At 63.7% G+C, this 17,769-nt stretch carries 18 protein-coding genes and 1 tRNA gene; 11 read left to right on the forward strand and 8 right to left on the reverse strand.

The features are described 5' to 3' along the window. Positions 1-95, reverse strand: a 95-nt coding sequence (rpmH, locus tag IVB32_RS21685) for a 50S ribosomal protein L34 (RefSeq protein WP_229198769.1), incomplete at its 3' end; no start/stop codon positions are given. A 382-nt stretch (positions 96-477) separates the two neighbouring features. Here rpmH and IVB32_RS21690 point away from each other — a divergent pair. Beyond that, the gene (locus IVB32_RS21690; protein ID WP_026232446.1) at positions 478-1,977 is read left to right on the forward strand and encodes a HAMP domain-containing sensor histidine kinase; all 1,500 of its coding nucleotides are present in this window, start codon (positions 478-480) and stop codon (positions 1,975-1,977) included. A gap of 163 nt (positions 1,978-2,140) precedes the next feature. Next, positions 2,141-2,217, forward strand: a tRNA-Arg gene (locus IVB32_RS21695). Positions 2,218-2,346: 129 nt separating this feature from the next. On the opposite strand, the gene IVB32_RS21700 is transcribed toward IVB32_RS21695, so the two are convergent. Continuing rightward, positions 2,347-2,571, reverse strand: coding sequence for a hypothetical protein (locus tag IVB32_RS21700; RefSeq protein WP_018453038.1), 225 nt, complete (start codon positions 2,569-2,571; stop codon positions 2,347-2,349). A 302-nt stretch (positions 2,572-2,873) separates the two neighbouring features. Here IVB32_RS21700 and IVB32_RS21705 point away from each other — a divergent pair, with 302 nt between their 5' ends. The 3 genes from IVB32_RS21705 to IVB32_RS21715 all read left to right on the forward strand — a co-directional run bounded on the left by IVB32_RS21705 (position 2,874) and on the right by IVB32_RS21715 (position 6,551). Beyond that, on the forward strand, positions 2,874-3,284 hold the full coding sequence (locus IVB32_RS21705) for a hypothetical protein (RefSeq protein WP_231190860.1): 411 nt from the start codon (positions 2,874-2,876) through the stop codon (positions 3,282-3,284). A 698-nt stretch (positions 3,285-3,982) separates the two neighbouring features. Beyond that, positions 3,983-4,141 carry a hypothetical protein gene (locus IVB32_RS21710; protein ID WP_018453041.1) on the forward strand — a complete coding sequence of 53 codons (159 nt, stop codon included), beginning with the start codon at positions 3,983-3,985 and terminating at the stop codon, positions 4,139-4,141. 256 nt (positions 4,142-4,397) lie between these two features. Then, a complete protein-coding gene (locus tag IVB32_RS21715) occupies positions 4,398-6,551 on the forward strand; it encodes a GumC family protein (protein WP_247369108.1) in 2,154 nt (717 codons plus the stop codon). Here the strand turns inward: IVB32_RS21715 and IVB32_RS21720 are convergent. Then, a complete protein-coding gene (locus tag IVB32_RS21720) occupies positions 6,535-6,729 on the reverse strand; it encodes a hypothetical protein (RefSeq protein ID WP_247411426.1) in 195 nt (64 codons plus the stop codon). The two genes, IVB32_RS21715 and IVB32_RS21720, sit on opposite strands and share 17 nt — an antisense overlap. Between IVB32_RS21720 and IVB32_RS21725 the strand changes: the two genes are divergently transcribed. After that, positions 6,695-7,717, forward strand: a complete 1,023-nt coding sequence (locus tag IVB32_RS21725) for a cellulase family glycosylhydrolase (protein WP_247411423.1) — start codon at positions 6,695-6,697, stop codon at positions 7,715-7,717. The two genes, IVB32_RS21720 and IVB32_RS21725, sit on opposite strands and share 35 nt — an antisense overlap. 78 nt (positions 7,718-7,795) lie before the next feature. Continuing rightward, the gene (locus IVB32_RS21730) at positions 7,796-9,376 is read left to right on the forward strand and encodes a hypothetical protein (protein ID WP_018453044.1); all 1,581 of its coding nucleotides are present in this window, start codon (positions 7,796-7,798) and stop codon (positions 9,374-9,376) included. A 45-nt stretch (positions 9,377-9,421) separates the two neighbouring features. Here the strand turns inward: IVB32_RS21730 and IVB32_RS21735 are convergent, their stop codons facing one another. Beyond that, a complete protein-coding gene (locus IVB32_RS21735) occupies positions 9,422-10,444 on the reverse strand; it encodes an LLM class flavin-dependent oxidoreductase (RefSeq protein ID WP_018453045.1) in 1,023 nt (340 codons plus the stop codon). A gap of 273 nt (positions 10,445-10,717) precedes the next feature. Here IVB32_RS21735 and IVB32_RS21740 point away from each other — a divergent pair, with 273 nt between their 5' ends. After that, on the forward strand, positions 10,718-11,134 hold the full coding sequence (locus tag IVB32_RS21740) for a DUF2867 domain-containing protein (RefSeq protein WP_247411402.1): 417 nt from the start codon (positions 10,718-10,720) through the stop codon (positions 11,132-11,134). Positions 11,135-11,347: 213 nt separating this feature from the next. On the opposite strand, the gene IVB32_RS21745 is transcribed toward IVB32_RS21740, so the two are convergent. Further along, positions 11,348-11,638: a hypothetical protein gene (locus tag IVB32_RS21745; protein WP_247296436.1), complete on the reverse strand. Its 291-nt coding sequence runs from the start codon at positions 11,636-11,638 to the stop codon at positions 11,348-11,350. An 861-nt stretch (positions 11,639-12,499) separates the two neighbouring features. Here IVB32_RS21745 and IVB32_RS21750 point away from each other — a divergent pair. Both IVB32_RS21750 and IVB32_RS21755 read left to right on the forward strand, forming a co-directional pair. Beyond that, positions 12,500-12,667 (forward strand): hypothetical protein, encoded by a 168-nt coding sequence (locus IVB32_RS21750; protein WP_247369106.1) that lies wholly within the window; start codon positions 12,500-12,502, stop codon positions 12,665-12,667. A 29-nt stretch (positions 12,668-12,696) separates the two neighbouring features. Then, positions 12,697-13,074, forward strand: coding sequence for a hypothetical protein (locus tag IVB32_RS21755; RefSeq protein ID WP_247296440.1), 378 nt, complete (start codon positions 12,697-12,699; stop codon positions 13,072-13,074). A 493-nt stretch (positions 13,075-13,567) separates the two neighbouring features. On the opposite strand, the gene IVB32_RS21760 is transcribed toward IVB32_RS21755, so the two are convergent. Further along, positions 13,568-15,589 carry a YgiQ family radical SAM protein gene (locus tag IVB32_RS21760; protein WP_018453053.1) on the reverse strand — a complete coding sequence of 674 codons (2,022 nt, stop codon included), beginning with the start codon at positions 15,587-15,589 and terminating at the stop codon, positions 13,568-13,570. 266 nt (positions 15,590-15,855) lie between these two features. Here IVB32_RS21760 and IVB32_RS21765 point away from each other — a divergent pair, with 266 nt between their 5' ends. Further along, a complete protein-coding gene (locus IVB32_RS21765) occupies positions 15,856-16,020 on the forward strand; it encodes a hypothetical protein (RefSeq protein ID WP_162847272.1) in 165 nt (54 codons plus the stop codon). A gap of 6 nt (positions 16,021-16,026) precedes the next feature. Here IVB32_RS21765 and IVB32_RS21770 read toward each other — a convergent pair whose 3' ends face one another. Together IVB32_RS21770 and IVB32_RS21775 are read right to left on the reverse strand one after the other, a co-directional pair. Next, a complete protein-coding gene (locus tag IVB32_RS21770) occupies positions 16,027-16,692 on the reverse strand; it encodes a GntR family transcriptional regulator (RefSeq protein WP_247369103.1) in 666 nt (221 codons plus the stop codon). A gap of 8 nt (positions 16,693-16,700) precedes the next feature. After that, a partial coding sequence (locus IVB32_RS21775) for an FAD-binding oxidoreductase (RefSeq protein WP_247411405.1) occupies positions 16,701-17,769 on the reverse strand: 1,069 nt, incomplete at its 5' end.

Genomic DNA, 17,769 nt, shown 5'->3' on the forward strand with positions numbered 1-17,769 from the left:
GCGAGCACCTTTCGGCCGCCGGCCGTGGCGAGACGGGCACGGAAGCCGTGACGGCGCTTGCGCACCAGTTTGCTGGGTTGATAAGTCCGCTTCACGGGTTTTTCTCCGCTGACCGGGCAATTTGCCTGTAGAATTGATGATAAAGTCCGGAAGATGCTGCCCAAAACGGGCCTTTTTCGGCCCCAAGAGAGCCGCTCCCGGCGGTCACACCGGGTCATCGCGGACAATTGCGCGGCTTATAAGCGAGCGCCTTCTTTTCGTCAACGCCGCACAAGAGCTCAATTCCGGCGAATATCGCTGTTTGTGCGGGGTTTTTAACCCTTGAGGTAGCGACTCGCCAAATCTGCGCTTACATCCGACCTTGGCAGATTGACGATCTGTAATTTGACCGCGCTGGGGGCGGGCCGCATCTTCGTACGCGCCAAACCCTTCACCAGCCAAATCTTCAACCCGGTAAAGGCAGCGAGGGCGAATTTCGTGGCAGCGACAGACCTCCAGCCGATCCAGGATGGGGATCAGCGGGACCCGCCGGCGGCGCTGCCGCGTGGGACGCGCGGACTTGGGCTGTCCGGCAAGCTGCTGCTGCTCACCGTCCCCCTGGTGATGATCGCGGCCATCCTGCTCTACGTGCCGGCCATCGCCAACTTCTGGGTCAACCGGCTCAACGACCGCGTCGCCGCGGCCAACACGGCGGCGCTGGTGCTCGATGCGGCGCCGCTCGGCATGGTCCCCGATTCGCTCTCGCGCGAGATCCTGAAAAGCATCAATGCGCGCGCCGTCGCCATCAAGATGGGCCAGCAGCGCCGTCTGCTCGCCAGCGACAATCTGCCCGCCGCGATCGAGCACGACATCGACCTGCGCGACATGACGGCGTGGGAGGCGATCACCGGCTCGTTCCGGATGATGCTGGAGACCGGCAACCAGGCCATCCGGATCGTCGGGCCCGGCGTCGGCAACGCCCAGTTCATGGAGATCGTCACCGACGAGCTGCCGCTGCGGCAGTCGATGTACCGCTTCTCCCGCAACGTCGTGGTGGTCGCGCTGATCATCGCTGTGTTGACCGCGGGCCTCGTCTATCTCGCCATGCATTATCTCTTCGTGCGCCCGATGCGGCGGCTGACCGCGAGCCTGGTCGGCTTCCACGAAAATCCCGAGAGTTCGGCGGGGATCATCGTGCCGAGCCAGCGCAGCGACGAGATCGGCGTTGCCGAGCGTGAATTGTCGGACATGCAGCGCGACCTGATGTCGATGCTGCATCAGAAGAGCCGGCTCGCCGCCCTCGGCCTCGCCGTCTCCAAGATCAATCACGACCTGCGCAATCTGCTGGCCTCGGCACAACTCCTGTCGGACCAGCTCGCCAGCGTGCCGGATCCGCGGGTGCAGCGCTTTGCGCCAAAACTCGTCCGCTCGCTCGAGCGCGCCATCGCCTTCTGTCAGTCGACCTTGTCTTACGGCCGCGCCCAGGAAGCCGCGCCCGACCGGCGCATGATCATGATCGAGCCGGTGGTGCTTGAGGTGCGCGAGACCGCTGGCCTTGCCTCCGACGCCTCGATCTCCTGGGTCGCCGCAATCGAGCGCGGGCTCGCGGTCGATGCCGATCCCGACCAGCTCTTCCGCGTGCTGCTCAACCTCGTCCGCAACGCCGCCCAAGCGCTGGAAAGCCATGCGTCCGCCGAGGGCGGCGCGCAGCAGATCCGGATCACGGGAAAACGCGAGGGCGCGGTCGCCATCCTCGAGGTCTCCGATACCGGCCCTGGCGTGCCGCAGAAGACTCGCGAACACCTGTTCGAGGCGTTCCAGACCTCCGGCCGCCCCGGCGGCAGCGGCCTCGGCCTTGCCATCGCCGCCGAGCTGGTCCGCGCCCATGGCGGCGACATCCATCTGGTCGAAGGCACCATCGGTGCCACCTTCCGGATCGTCATCCCCGACCGCCCCGTGGAACTGCTCTCCGTCCGCAACGAGCGGGCGCGGGCGTAGGTCGGCCGGCGGCTGAGTGCGGAAACCGTCATTTCCCAGCAAAATCACCTCAATCCGGACCTTGCCAATTGGGGCAAGAGCGGTTAGTCAGGGCGCTCTTTCGCACCCCTCCGGCGTCGCCGGGGGCTGCCTGCGGGCCACGCCCGCAATGTCAGCGAAAAACGCGCCCGTAGCTCAGCTGGATAGAGCATCAGACTACGAATCTGAGGGTCGGACGTTCGAATCGTTCCGGGCGCGCCATTTTCGAATACGCGATCGACGCCGATTTCCCGCATCCATTCGTTTCGTCCGCAGGCGGCGCACCCGTTTCGGCGCGATGACAATCAATTGCACTGTTCGGGATTCTGCGTACCGCCGACAAAGCCCGCTTTAGCGCCGCCCTACATCTTGCGCCGCCGGATCCGAACCAAGCCCCTTGCTCGTCAGCAAACGGTTGAACTGATCGGCGGAAAAAAGCTGCCCGTCCGGAGCCGTGATCGACACCACAAAACCATTCACCGCATGCTTGCGGGCCAGGATCACCGCAACGATCGCGCTGTCACGGAAATCCACGGTGCGGCAGTCGTCTTTTACAGCTTCGATGATGAATGTCATTTGGCCCACGACCACCGTTGGCACGCGCCAATTGCGCGCCCGGCCACTCAATCCCGTATCGGTGAAAATGATATTGCCGACAAGCCGGCTATTGACCCGATTGAACCGCAACCATACCCATATTGGGGGAACAGCAGACCGGTCCTGCCTCACGCGTGGTGCGCCACGGATACATAGAACCGGCTTGTGGGCGTCGGACCGGACATCTGTAGAAGCGGGGACTGGTGATGGTTGGTACGACTGAAGGCGAGGACATCGCGTCGGATTTGATCCGAACCGTCTCCCGCCACTCGTTGGCCTACATGCTGTGCGCAGCCAGCGAAATGTTCCGCCACTACGATTTCGATCCGCTGGACTTGATGATCATTCATGCGGTCCTGAACGCCAACGTTCTCAAGATCATGAAGACCCCCGAACTCGACCGGCAATTTGGCAGTATCCAGGCGGTGGAGCCGGACAAGATCAAGCAGGGCGTTTCCCGTGCCGCCCTGTCCCGCTTTTTCGGTCTGCCGATCGAAACCGTTCGGCGGCGCGCCGATCGCTTGAAGAAGCAAGGCATTTTCCGCGAGACCGACCAGGGTCTGATCGTAACCGAAGCCAACCAGTTCAAGTTCGGCAATAATCACGAGTTGCAGAGAACTAACATGCTCCTGGTGCGGAAATTCCTCCGTGACCTGACGGAAGCGGGCGTTGAGCTTCCCGGCGGGATTTGATGGACCATTGGCGCTTCCGAATCGGGACCGCGCCAGACGGTGCGCCATTCATCATCCGGCTTTCACGCGCTCTTCGGCCGAAAAGCGACGATGGATCCGCTTGGCTCGTCTTCGCGCATTGCCGCCTCGATTGCCTTCGCCAACGCAGCCTGGTCGAATGGCTTTGATAAACGCGGCAGGCTGGATCGTTCGTTGCTGGGAATCTCTGCGTATCCCGTGCTCAGGAGGATGACCGTCCCGGGGCGCTCCGCGGCGACAGCGCCGGCCAGCTGCAGTCCAGTCATCCCAGGCATGGCAAATTGTCCTCCCCTGACGACGCCGAATCATCCTCGGCACCAAGATCGTTTCCGCCTGACAGGGACCGCGCCGATGAGCGGCCGCGACATCCGTACCTCGTCAGACGAGAATCAGTTGAGAATAATACCGGCCGCGAGCCTGCACCGCAAAGTGGCAGCAAGTCGGCTGTTTCCCGCATAAGATGTAGGTCGCGCGACCGCCCGTGATACGCGAGGGGCACGTCACGCGCTGCTGCGCCGGCAAGAGCGTGGTGCTCTATGAATGGTAAGATCCAGGCACGCTCGGCCGGCGGTGTAAGGTGCAGCACGCAACATCACTTGTAATCTGCTTCACACGCAAATGCGCCCAATGACGCTAGACAAAACAGGTCGCGCCTTCGCGCGGCCTGTTCGGAGCTGGCGATGATGGCTGCACTGGCAAAGGCGATATCCCGCGCGACGAGAACCAACGTTGATGTCGAAACTCTGAAAGTCCTCGTGATCTTTTCGGGCGCGGGCTTGCTGCTCTCTCTCGTGGCCGCAATGATCTACGGGCAGGCTGGCAACGCCGCTTTGTTTTGAGATCCGGCGCGCCGGGTCGTCGAAGCGCAAGAAAGTCTTCCGCAAGCGTCCGCGCCAACCAATAGCGGACTTTATGCATTCGGTGTCGCCCGGTATCCGGACGCACGGAACCCCTCTCCGCGCAGGGCCGTGCGTCGTCTCCTTAACGAATCGTTTACCGAGCTTCGCGGCAGCCGTAACCGCGGGTTAACCATGGATATTTACGGTGCAGCAAGTCTCTAGGCTGTGCCTGTTAGTTGATTTCGAGTCCAACCCCATGGCGTTCGGTAGAAGCGCATCTCCGCGAAGCATCGCCCCGACGGAGCCCGCGGCTTCGTGGGAAGCGCCGCGGGCTGCGGCGGCGACCCCCGACAACATCGCCCCCGCGCTGATCAAGGGATCGCTGACCCTCACCGGCGCGTTCTCTTTTCTGCGTGAGAACGGCCGGCGCATCCTGATGCTGGCGCTGGCACTCTTCGCGCTCGGCGTCGCCGTGCTGATGGTGCTGCCGGTCCGCTATGCCGCGACGGCGCTCGTCGTGGTCGATCCCCGCGAGCTGCGCGTGACCACGGACCAGGACGTGCTGCCTGGCATCGGCCAGGACGCCGCTGCGCTTCAGAGCCAGATCGAGATCGCCAAATCGGACGGCTTTCTCCGGCCCCTGATCGAGAAGCTCAAGATCGCCGACGACGAGGATATCGCAGGCGGTCATACCGACATGACGCGCCTGCTCGAAAAACTCCGCAGCCGCCTCGATATCTCGCGTCGCGGCCTGACTTACGTCATCGCCATCTCGTTCACCTCGAACAGTGCGGAGCGGGCAGCGTATTATGCCAATGCCATCGCAGAGGCGTTCGTCGCGACCCAGAGCCGCGTGCGCAGCGATGCGACGGACGAGGCGGCCGACTGGCTCAAGGACCGGCTGAAGACGCTCAGCGAGCGCCTGCGCGTCTCGGAAGACGCCGTCGCAGCCTTCCGGCTCGAGCACAAGATCCTCAATGCCGGCAAGGATTCCACCACCCAGCAATTGCGGGTGACCGACCTGAACCAGCAGGTCTCCGCGGCTCGTGCGCGCACCGAGGAAGCCAAGGCGCGTTACGAGCAGGTGCAGCGCGATCTCAAGGCCAATGTCGAAGGTCCGGTGAAGCAGGATCTCCTGAGCATGCTGCGCGCGCAGCGCTCGACCCTGAACGACCAGATCGCACAGAAGAAGGCGGTCTACGGCGACCGCCATCCTGATCTTGCGATCTCCTACAGCCAGTTGGCTGACATCAACAGGCAGATCGAGGTCGAGCGGAAGAAGAACATCGACACCGCGAAGTCCGAATACGAGGCCCAGCTCGAGCAGCAGGCCGCGCTGGAAAAGCAGCTCAAGGCGGTCGAGACGCAGATGCTGGTGGACGGCCAGGCGCTCGTGAAGCTGCAGGAGCTGCAGCGCGATGCCGATGCCAACAAGAACATCTACGAGCAGTTTTTGTCGCGGTTCAAGACGACCAACGAGCAGCGTCAGCTTCAGAGCTCGCAGACCAAGATCGCTTCGCCCGCGATCCCGCCGCTGCGCTCGACGCGTCCGCCGCTCGCCCTGCTGCTCGCCGCGCTCGCGATCGGCTCGCTGCTGACGTCAACCGCTACGGTTGCGGCGATGACGAGCATGTCCGACAAGTCCGATCCTGCCGAGGCTCCGGCTCGAACGCCCACGCGTGCGGAGGCGAGGGAGACGCCGAAGCGGCAAGCCAAGCGTCCGGCTCCGGCCGTGCAGCAACCCGAGGCGATGCCGAACCTTCCGGTCTGGTCCCGCATTCCCGAACTGATGTCGGGAGCTGCGCCCAACACTGTCTGGCAACGACCGATTGCCGCCCCAGCCGAGCTCGATCTCGGCGCTTACTTGCGTCCGCTGCTCGAGCGTATCGATCGTGCCCCGGTGCGTGGCTGCAAGGTCGCCCTCGTGCTGTCGGTCGGCAAGAGCGCCGGCGGCAATACCGTTGCGCGCTCGCTCAACCGCGCGGCCGTCAATCGCGGCATGATGAGCGTGCTGATCCGGCTGCAGCCGGAATTCGCGGGCGCCCAGCCGCCGGTGACCGAATGGCAGGACGGCTCGACCACGGCAGGACTCCAGTCGATCGACGAGCTGCTGAGCGCCGGCAGGAAGGCCGATGCGCGGCCGGAGGACGACATTCGCTCGGAGTTCGACCTGATCATCGTCCATGCGAACAATCTTGCCTTGCAGCCAGATGCGATCGCGCTCGCCGCGCACGCGGACCTGATCATCCCGGTGGTGCGCGCCGGCGAGCTCGGTTCGGCGGCGATGCGACGGGTGACCGCCGCGCTGTCGAAGTACGACACCGTGCCGACCGGTCTCGTCGTCAATCATGCGCCCGCCGGCTCTGCCGCGCCTCACCCTGACGGCGGTGCGCTTAGCAGGGCGGTTTGACGATGGCGACGCCGTGCCGTCGTCTGCTCCTTGCCACGATCTTGCTATCCACGATCTTGATGCCAACGTCGCTCGCCTCCGCGACATCGGCCGAAACTTGCGTACCTGCCTCGCAGACCGTCGCGCCGCACAGGCTCGCCGCACTGTCGCGCGGGTTCAATGCCGACGGCTGGATCAATGGCGAAAAATCCGCGCCTCCAACTCGCGAATTGCTGCAGCAGCTTCGCAAGGCGGGGATGAGTCATGTCCGCTTGCCGGTGCCGGCCGAGCGCGTGATGCTGCGCTTCGCTTCGAAAGCGGAACGCGATGAGACGCTGCGTGCGCTCGACAAGGCATTGAAGCAGCTCATCTCGCTCGGCTATTCAATCTCCGTCGATCTTCATCCCGGCGATCGTTTCAATCGCCTGCACAAGGACGACGCCGACGCCTCGCTGCGCGAGCTGGAGGATGCGTGGGGCACGCTCGCCCGGGTCATTCAATCGTTCCCGGCCGACCGCGTGTTCGCCGAGCTGCTCAATGAGCCCGACATCGAAGCCGGCAGATGGCAAAAGCAGGTCGAAACGCTCGCCGCCTTCGTTCGCCAATTGCTTCCCGCGACCACGCTGATCGTCGGCCCGGTCGACTGGCAACGCGCGGACTCGCTGCCGCGGTTTCGCCCGTTGCCGGATCCAAACGTCGTCTACGCCATCCATTTCTACGATCCCATGGTGTTCACACACCAGGGCCACTGGGACGTGCAGGATCCGCTGCACGACATCACGGATCTGCGTTATCCGATCAGCGCCGGCGATCCCGGGGTTCAGGCGCTCCGCCGGGATTTGCAGGACAGAGGCGCGACGAAGGCGCTCCTCATGCTCGACACGGCGATTGCCGCCGCCAGGGACAAGCCGGATGTCAGCCGCTGGCTCGCGCCCGCGGTCGCGTGGCAGCAGCAATTTTCGCGGCCGATCATCATCAACGAATTTGGCGTGTTGAAAGCCGCGGCGCCCCGGGACAGCCGCGTACGCTGGCTCGCGGCCGTGACCGCATATGCGCGGGCGCATTGCTGGGGCTGGGCGCATTGGGAGCTGGCGCAGGGATTCGGCCTGCTCGAAAACGGGACCGGCAAGCCCGATCCCGACGTCATGCGCGCGCTGTTCGGCGCCGCGAAGCCGGGCCGCCGCTGAAGCCGGTCCGTCATCGTTAACGAATCCTTACGCATCCTGCCGCTATCGTGGCCGCCGCGCTGCGCCAAAGGACGAGTCATGAGTGGCGGGACCTCACCGCATCTTCAAGCCGTGCAGGCGGGCTGTCCCGAGCCTTCGCGTTCGCCTTCACGTTCGCCTTGGCGCGAGCTGATCCCGACGCTCTGCATCGCCATCGCAACCATCGGCTTTGTGCCGGTCCTGCACGGGGCGAGCCCGGTCCTGTCCCTGACCGTCGAAGTTCTCGTCGCCATCGCCATCGTGGTTGCGGCTCCAACCTACGCGCCGGCGATCGCGATCTTCGTCCTGTTCTTCCAGAACCTGTTCGTCTCGATCCTGTCGCCGCTGATTTCGGCGCCGTCCGACCTGGACTTCATCAAAGGCTATAATTTTCTCGTCTGCTCCGTGATGTGGCTGACGACATTTGGGCTCTACGTCGCCGGCCAAAGGAACCGGTCGACTGAGGTCAATCAGATCATGCGCTGGGGCGTCGTGACCCTCGCCGTGGTGTCGTTGTATTTCGCGATCGGCTTCGTCCAGGACGGCCAGGCGGCAACGGTCTATCTGCGCAACATCGTGCTGCCGCTGTTCCTGTTTCAGCTCTCGCTGCTGACGGCCGCGACCTATGAGGTTCGCGCCACGCCGTTCCTGGTGACGCTTGGAGTCATTCTGATCCTGTGCGGATACGTCGAGTTTGCGTTTCGGGATTTCTGGCTGGCCGTCACCAACGGCTACACGTTCTGGGGTTTCGACGAGCTCAAGGCGGCCCGCTCCGGCGCTTGGGAAGCCGAGATGCGCGCCACCGGCAACGTGCCGGTCGATCTGAAGGATCGCTTCAGCTTCGACTTTCTCAATACGCCCCTGCTCGAAGGGTTCGGCGTGTCGAAGATCCTCCGCATCCACGGGCCGAATATGCACCCGATCAGCTTCGCGTACGGGATCGCGTTTTTCGGGCTTTTCCTGTTTTCGGTAGGGCGTCCGGTTCTGGCCCTCGTGGCGTTGCCGCTGCTGATCGTTTGCAGCGTGAAGGGAGCGCTCATCGTGGTGGTGTTCGTCGCCACGGCCTGGATATCGACCCGTCTGCTCGGCGCCGTGGTGACGCTATGGCTCGGCTTCGTGGCCTTGATCGTGTTTGCAATTGTCGCGATCCGCGTCGGCTTGCAGATCGGCGACTATCACGTCCTCGGCCTCATGGGCGGCTTGAACGGATTTCTCGAAAAGCCGTTTGGCCGCGGCCTGGGCGTCGGCGGAAATCTGTCGGACGATTATTTCTCGATCGACTGGAGCGCCGCGCAGGCCGCCGGAACGACCAACGGCGCCGTCGAGAGTGCGATCGGGGTCCTGCTGTACCAGATGGGCATCGCCGCCCTCGTTCCGCTGGCGTTTCATTTCGCGGTGGCGCTGAAGGCCTGGCGTCTTTATGCGTTCTCCGGATATCTGACGCAGGGGCTCGCGGGCTTCGGCGTCATGGTCGTGCTGCTGAATGGATTGTTTCAGGAAGAGGCCTTGTTCGCGCCGCTGGCGCTGGGGCTCATGCTCTCGCTCACCGGACTGGTCATCGGCAGCCAGATCAGGGCGCAGACGGTCTCCGTTCCGGATGCCGATCCGGAGCGGCTGGCACACTACCAGCCCGCGACGTAGCCTTTAAAAGCCGTAACCTTTAAAAATTGTGCGGCAGTCCAGGCGTCACCGCCACCCCAGCGCAGGCGCCACATGCGTGAGGATCGCCTCGATGGCGTGCGCGCAATAGTCGACGCCGAGCTGGTTCGGAATCGTCAACAGCAACGTGTCCGCCTCGGCGATCGCCTCGTCCGTTCGGAGCTGCTCGATCAGCACATCAGGCTCCGCCGCATAGGAGCGGCCGAAGATCGCGCGGGTGCGCGGGTCGATGAAGCCGACCTGGTCCTCGCTGCCGCGCTCGCCGCCGAAATAGGCGCGGTCGCGATCGTCGATCAGCGCGAAGATGCTGCGGCTGACGGAGACGCGCGGCTCGCGGGGGTGGCCGGCCTCTTTCCAGGCTGCGCGATAGGTACGGATTTGCGCGGCCTGCTGCACGTGGAAGGCTTCGCCGGTCTCGTCGTTCTTGAGCGTCGAGCTCTGCAGATTCATGCCGTGCCTGGCGGCCCAGACCGCCGTGGCGTTCGAGCCGGCACCCCACCAGATCCTCTCGCGCAGACCTTCCGCATGCGGTTCGAGCCGCAACAGCCCCGGTGGATTTGGGAACATCGGCTGCGGGTTGGGTTTTGCAAAACCTTCGCCGCGCAAGATGTCGAGAAAGACCTCGGCATGACGCCGGCCCATGTCGGCGTCGCTCTCGCCGTCGGCCGGCCCGTAGCCGAAATAGCGCCAGCCATCGATCACCTGCTCGGGCGAGCCGCGGCTGATGCCGAGCTGGAGGCGCCCGCCGGCGATGAGATCGGCAGAGCCTGCGTCCTCCGCCATATACAGCGGGTTCTCGTAGCGCATGTCGATCACGGCCGTGCCGATCTCGACCTTGCTGGTCCTGGCGCCGACCGCGGCCAGCAGCGGAAAGGGCGAGGCGAGCTGGCGCGCGAAATGGTGCACGCGGAAATAGGCGCCATCGGCGCCGAGCTCTTCCGCCGCAACCGCAAGCTCGATGGATTGCAGCAGCGTGTCCGCAGCCGAGCGGGTCTGCGATTGCGGCGAGGGCGTCCAGTGCCCGAAGGAGAGGAATCCGATCTTTTTCATGGAGGCAACATATGGAGGACGGGAGGAGTTTGCGACACTTCGGCCGGAGGAAAGATGACGACCTGGGAAGCGCGTATGGGTAAGTGCCGCTCCTCGAGGGGGAAGCGGACCGAAGCAGACATCGCTGCCAGCTGGCCTTTTGGCCTAACTGAGACATGTGCGCCGCAGGATTGTTGCGTTGCAGAGCGCGTGGATATAAAAGGACGGCGGCGGCAAGATCCTCTGCAACGCCGGCTGCGCTACGCCCCTCCCCGGCATGCGGTACCTGATCCCATGACAAAAGCGCGCGCCGTGCCGATGCCCAGCAACAGCGTGCTTGCGCCGCTTTACGCGGGCGCGGACCTTTTGGACGCCTTTGCAATTCAACTGCCGGCGGGCGCCAGCGATGATGTAGAGGTGCTGGCACGCGCCGCGCTCGAGCGACAGGCGTGGTGGATTCGTGCGCTCACGCGTGTCCGCGATGTGGTGATGGCGGCAGTCGCGGTCAAATCGTCGCGCGCCGTCGGTCTTGCCGCGGCGGCGCGTGGGCCGGTTATCGGCTTCTTCCCGGTGCTGTCAAAGAGTGCGACGGAGTTGGTCGTGGGTGCGGATGACCGGCATCTCGACTTCCGCGTCACCATTCAACTTCGCGCCGATGCAGCAAATGGGCGCGAGCTGGTCGCGGGTACCGTGGTGCATTGCCATAACTGACTGGGGCGCATCTATCTTGCTACGATAGCACCGTTTCATCGCGTGATCGTTCCGGCCAGTTTGGAACAGGCGGCAAGAGCAATGAAGAATTGAGCAGGCTTGGTGGTCGTGACCGGCTGCGGTCGACCAACGAGTCGGCTTCTGGCCCCTCAGCTGACTTGCCGCGCAATCTGTCGAGGACCGCTTGTGACCCGCAGCGGTCATCGCGTTGATCTAAACGCCATCCTTTGCGGATGCGCTTTCGGCTCGCGCAGCGTCGCCCAAGTCTATACTTAAGCGTGCCCTTGCCTCTAATGGGTCCCGAGCTTGCGCAACGAACGGCACTTTGGGCAGAACGATGGTAAGCACGCGCACGATGGCTCCCTGTTCTATTTCTTGTCCCTCATCGTGAGGGGCGTCCGGGATCAGAGCCATCTTCTTCATTCTCTCCCAGATACCGGGAGTGTGGTCCTCCAGCGCCGCAATCGCTTCCTGCATCTGGTCATCGCTGTAGAATGTGCCCATTATGGCCAGCTCCACCGTTCAGCGCTTGGTCCGGAGCGGTCGTCCGCGCGGTCCACTTCAACTGGATTTGCGGCTTTCGTCTTCGAACGGCGGGCGACTGAGATGCCTCGTGAGACGCCCTTCATTGCCCCACCCGTAGCGCTTAGCGAACGCGACGTATAGAAGTCCGGCTAGGCCCAACGCTATCAGTACCATAATCAGGCTGACGCCGAACACGTAGATGCTGGACGTGCCCCCGACGATGAGTACGAGGAGGAGGGTGGAACGAATGCTGAAAGGCCACATGCCGCTAAAGTAGCACGAGGACGACCTGAGCCGGCAGATGCCCGAGAACTAGGTTTGCGGACCATTAAGGCCCCTTCCGCCCCATGCCTGACTTGAGCCAATGCGTCGCGCGGTCTCCTCCCGTAGGTGCTTGCGATAAGCGCGCAAGGGGGTTGGTCCGTGGGATCAGTTTTCTCCATCGCTTTAAGGTTGAGGCAATCAATGCATGCTATTGGCTCGCCAGCGCCTTCGAGATGGCGGCGGTTGCGCCAGGGATGATCCCGTCGAATGTACTTGCTCACCGCTTGTCTGATTGTGTTGGCCTTGACTGCCTTGGTGGCGTCTCGCCGGGCCAGGCGTCTGCCACAGACCCGTCGGGGGCGGTTCGCAGCGATCTGGCCTGCTCTTTGCGCGGGCATTTGTGCGCTGGGGTTGCTCGCAATTTGGCGTGCTCAGGGCGTGCAAGACGTCGAGCCCTCTTTATTGACCTGCCTCCTCATGCTGGTTGTTGCCTTCAATGCTGGCTGGTTTATCGGCGTCATGGGTGAGTGGTCGTGGCAGTGACGATAAAGGTCGATCCATATGGACACCCTCCACGTGATCCTGCTGATCACGACCTTCGTTCTCGGGTTCGTCGCGACCGTCCTATGGGGGCCGGACTTCGAATGGATTGGGCAACATGTTGAGGCCGCTTACATCTTCAAGCTGGTCGGCATCGGCCTGATCGTATTCTTCTTAATCGCAATCAGCTTCGGGCTCATCTGAGACCTCAAGACCCCACGACAGGGAACGCCATGACCGCTGCTGAACACCTTGGGACAGTCTCTGCGGCCGTGCTCGCCGCCTCTGCATTCATGGTGTCGCGCGCTCAGTGGTTCTTCGGCCGAAAGCTATTGCTAGAGGAAGCGGTTTCGATCGGATGGGTGGCTTGGTCGATGTTTATGGCGGGGTTCGTCGTCTACATTGGACTCAAACTCCCGCTGGGTCTTACTCACGACGCGGACGCCCTAGCCATCGGTGTCTCCGGTTGCTCGTCTCTCGTTGCCATGTTGTGGTTGGCGCGGGTGGTCACCGACTGGGGACGAAGCGTGAAAATTTCGATCTTTGCTCTGTTCCTTCTTACGCTGGTGGTGGTCTCCCTCACGCTGGACTTGTCGCGCTCTCAAGTCTGAGACCCAGCGCACTTCCGCTTGTGGCCCCTAGCTGACTCACAAGGCGGGACTGGCTATGTCCGGTTTCGCGGACAGAGCGGACACCGGCTACCCCGCGAGCTATCGGGTTTACGACTACGCTCCCCAGCGCATCCGGGCGCGCATCGACGCCTGCTGTGTTGAATGGATTCAAGTCGGAGGACGGTTGCTTCGAGCCTCCGCGCGGGACGCGGTGTGAAGCTCGAGGATATCGATACGGAGTAGCGGTTGGGGCTCGCCCTGCCACGCGTGCCGCGACAATGGCATCTTGCGCCTGTTTTGCCCGACGAGTCAATATTTCGTCAAAACATAATTTCGGTTTTTCCGTTATCTCACCCCGCGGATTCAACGGATTCGGCAATCGCCTAAGTCATTGATCCCGCTCATGCCGGCTACTGTGCATGGGGTTGTTTTCGAGGTTTTTGTTTTGAGGGCGACAATGCGAAGCTGAACCGGACCTGATCCGGCTCGCCCGCTACTTCATCACCCGCAAATTCTTGGTCGTGAACCGCTGCGTCTTGCCGTCTGGACGAACCGGCCGCCGCGTGCCGGCGGCCTTGCCGGTGCCGGGCGGCTGGTGCGCGGGGACCAGCTGGTCGGGGCGCGAACCGATCAGATCGGCGCGGCCCATCTCTTTCAGGGCTTCACGCAGCACCGGCCAATTGTCGGGGTCATGGTAGCGCAGGAACGCCTTGTGCAAGCGACGCTGGCGCAGGCCCTTGATCGCCTCGACCTTGTCGCTGCCACCGCGCCGCACGCCGCGCAGTGGGTTGACGCCGGTGTGGTACATCGCCGTCGCGGTCGCCATCGGCGAGGGCAGGAAGGTCTGCACCTGATCCGCGCGGTAGCGGTTCTTCTTCAGCCATAGCGCCAGGTTCATCATGTCCTCGTCGGTCGTGCCCGGATGTGCCGCGATGAAATACGGGATCAAATAGTATTTCTTGCCGGCCTGTTCGGCCGCGGCATCGAACATCCGCTTGAACTGGTTGTAGGCGCCGATGCCGGGCTTCATCATCTTGTCGAGCGGCCCGCGCTCGGTATGTTCGGGCGCGATCTTGAGATAACCGCCGACGTGATGGGTGACGAGCTCCTTGATGTATTCGGGGCTCTCGACCGCGAGGTCGTAGCGCACGCCGGAGGCGACCATCACCTTCTTGATGCCCTTGGTCTCGCGCACCTTGCGATAGAGCCGGATCAGATCGTCATGCGAGGTGTTGAGATTCGGGCAGATCTCGGGGAAGACGCAGGACGGCCGCCGGCACGCGGCCTCGACCTTCGGGTCCTTGCACGCCATCCGGTACATGTTGGCGGTGGGACCGCCGATGTCCGAGATCACGCCGGTGAAGCCCGGCGTCTTGTCGCGGATCTTCTCGATCTCGCGCAGGATCGAGCCCTCGGACCGGTTCTGGATGATGCGGCCCTCGTGCTCGGTGATCGAGCAGAAGGTGCAGCCGCCAAAACAGCCGCGCATGATCGTCACCGAGAACTTGATCATGTCCCACGCCGGGATCTTCGCGTCAACGTAGGACGGATGCGGGGCGCGCGCGTAAGGAAGATCGTAGACGGCGTCCATCTCCTCGCTGGTCAGCGGAATCGGCGGCGGGTTGAGCCAGAGATCGCGATCGCCGTGGCGCTGCACCAGCGGCCGCGCATTGCCGGGATTGCTCTCCCGGTGCAGCACGCGTGACGCGCGCGCATAGGCTTCCTTGTCCTGCTCGACCTGCTCCAAAGCGGGCAGCCGGATCACGGTCAAGCCTTTCGTGCGCGAAGCGCCCTCATCGGCGGAGTCGATATCGTCGGCGTGCAGCTCGGTGTAATCGTCGGGCACGCGGCGGAACAGCGCGACGCCCCTGATGTCGTCGAGCTCGCGCGGCGCCTCGCCGGCGGCGAGACGATTGGCCACTTCGACGACGGCGCGCTCGGCATTGCCGTAGAGCAGCAGGTCCGCCTTGGCGTCGGCCAGCACCGAGCGGCGCACCTTGTCGGACCAGTAATCGTAATGCGCGATCCGGCGCAGCGAGGCCTCGATGCCGCCGAGTACGACCGGGACGCCCTTGAACGCCTCGCGGCAACGCTGCGCGTAGACGACGGTGCAGCGGTCCGGCCGCTTGCCACCTTCGCCGCCCGCGGTATAGGCATCGTCATGGCGCAGGCGACGATCCGCGGTGTAGCGGTTCACCATCGAATCCATGTTGCCGCCGGTGACGCCGAAGAAGACTTTTGGCTTGCCCAATGCCTTGAACGGCTCGGCCGAATGCCAGTCCGGCTGCGAGATGATGCCGACCCGAAAGCCCTGCGCCTCCAGCAGCCGGCCGATGATGGCCATGCCGAAGCTGGGATGGTCGACATAGGCATCGCCCGTCACCAGCACGATGTCGCAAGCGTCCCAGCCGAGCGCATCCATCTCGGCGCGACTCATCGGCAGGAACGGCGCCGGCTTGTGCGGGCGTGCCTGCGCCATCAGGGGTTTTTCGGCGGCGATGATCTGGATGTCCATGGCGCATACGCATAGGACTCCGGGCCTCCGAATACAACCGACGGGCAGGTGAAAGATCCGGTTCCGCGACCGGCAGCCCGGGCGTGCGACCGCGTTAACCGTTCGCGAGCGCCGCCATCAGCTGTCTGCACCTTCTCGGGTCACGCGCAGGAACCAACTGCCCTCGCGAACATTCTGATGCAGGGTTGCGCTGGGCCCGGCTGGCGCGCGCTCGCCTCCGGGGTGTAATATTGCCTCGATGTTCGCCCCTGGCGGATGGGGGAGCCGTGAGTACAGTCATAGAGAACTTGCTGCTCCGAAAGCAGAAGCTGGTTGAGCAGCTCGAGAAGGCGCCCACGGCCGAGGACCGCGACAAAATCGAACACCAGCTCGAACAGATCAACACCGCGCTGGATTTTCTGGACAGGCCCGGCACGAAAAATGCGCGGTAGCAGCGCTCAATCGACCTGCAGCGCTTTGGCGTAGACCACGCCAGAATTGGTGACGTGCGTGGTCATCAGCGTCGCGAAGGCGGCAAACTCGCCGCGGGCGAACAGATCGAGCAGCTTGCGATGCTCGTCGAAAGACGTGCGCGTGCGCACGTCGATCGGCGAAGTCAAATTGGTGCGGAGTGCCGCGACGCGGCTAGATGCGAGCTGATAGGATTCGGCGAGATAGCGGTTGTCGCAATGGGCGAACAGCGCCTCATGGAAAGCGGCATCGGCGCGGCCATAGGCGATGTTGTCCCTGGCTGCAATCGCCGGCTCCATCGCCGCGATCGCCTCGCTCATCGTCGCGATCGCACCGGCGCGATCATGGCGGAAGGCGAGCTCAGCGGCCTTGGGCTCCAGCGCGATCCTGAACGTGCAGAGCGCGGTGATGTCTTCCGCGCTTGGCGTAAAGACAAAACTGCCGACCTGCGGCCGGATCACGACGAGGCCCTGCGCCTGCAGCTGACCCATCGCCTCGCGCACCGGGGTGCGGCTGACGCCGAAGGAGTTTGCCACCATCTCCTCGGAGATGGCGGCGCCGAGCGCGAACTCGCCGTCGATGATGGCCTGGCGCAGCCGCTGCATCACCCGCTGCGACAGCGATTTCGGCGCATCGAGCTTCAGCGATCGCATTGGCTCTCTCAGATCACCTTGCCGGGGTTGAGCAGATGATCGGGATCGAGCGCGGCCTTCAGCGTTCGCATCAGCGCGATCTCGGCCTCGCTGCGGGCATGACCCAGCCACTTCTTCTTCAACGTGCCGATGCCGTGCTCGGCCGAGACGCTGCCGCCCATCTCGCGCACGAGACCGTAAATGATCGCGTCCATCTCTTCCTTCGGCTGCTGCTCGACGGCAAGGCCGGTGACCCAGGAGACGAGATGCAGATTGCCGTCGCCGATATGGCCGTAATAGACGCTTTCGCATCCCTCGACGCCATCAGCCAGCGCCGCCTTGCAGCGCGTGACGAACTCGTCCATCCGCGCCACGGCGAGGCCGATGTCGTAGGAGATGTGCGGACCCAACACCTGGCCGAACTCGGCGCAGATGTCGCGCACGCGCCAGAAGCTTCGCGTCTGCGCCAGCGATTGCGCCACGGCGGCGTCGGCGAGCAGCCCGCGCTCCATCAGCTCTTCGAGCCAGCTTTGGAAGCGCGGTGCGTCGAGGCTCTCGTCGGTGCCCTGCGCTTCCACCAGCACGTAGAGGCCATGGCCTGCGGCGACCGGCGGCTTGACGCCTGCGCGCGACGTGATCACGTCCCAGTAATCCGGCCACATCACCTCGAACGCCGACAGCAGCGGGCCGAGCCCGCTTCGCGCGGCGCCGAGCAGCGCGATCACCGCGGCATAGTCCTCGAGCGCGCAGAGCGCGGCCATGGTCGAACGCGGTTTTGGAAACAGCCGCAGCACCACGCGGGTGATGATGCCGAGCGTGCCTTCCGAGCCGATGAACAGATGCTTCAGATCGTAGCCGGCATTGTTCTTCATCAGCTTGTTGAGGCTAGTGATGATGGTGCCGTCGGGCAGCACGACTTCGAGCCCGAGCACCAGTTCGCGCGTCATGCCATAGCGGATCACGCGATTGCCGCCGGCATTGGTCGAGAGGTTGCCGCCGATGGCGCAGGAGCCGCGCGAGCCGAGATCGAGCGGAAAGAAGAAGCCGGCTTCGTCGGCTGCCATCTGGATCGTCTGAAGCGGCGTGCCTGCTTTCACC

This window comes from Bradyrhizobium sp. 23 (genome assembly GCF_023073295.1).
GTDB lineage: Bacteria > Pseudomonadota > Alphaproteobacteria > Rhizobiales > Xanthobacteraceae > Bradyrhizobium > Bradyrhizobium canariense_D.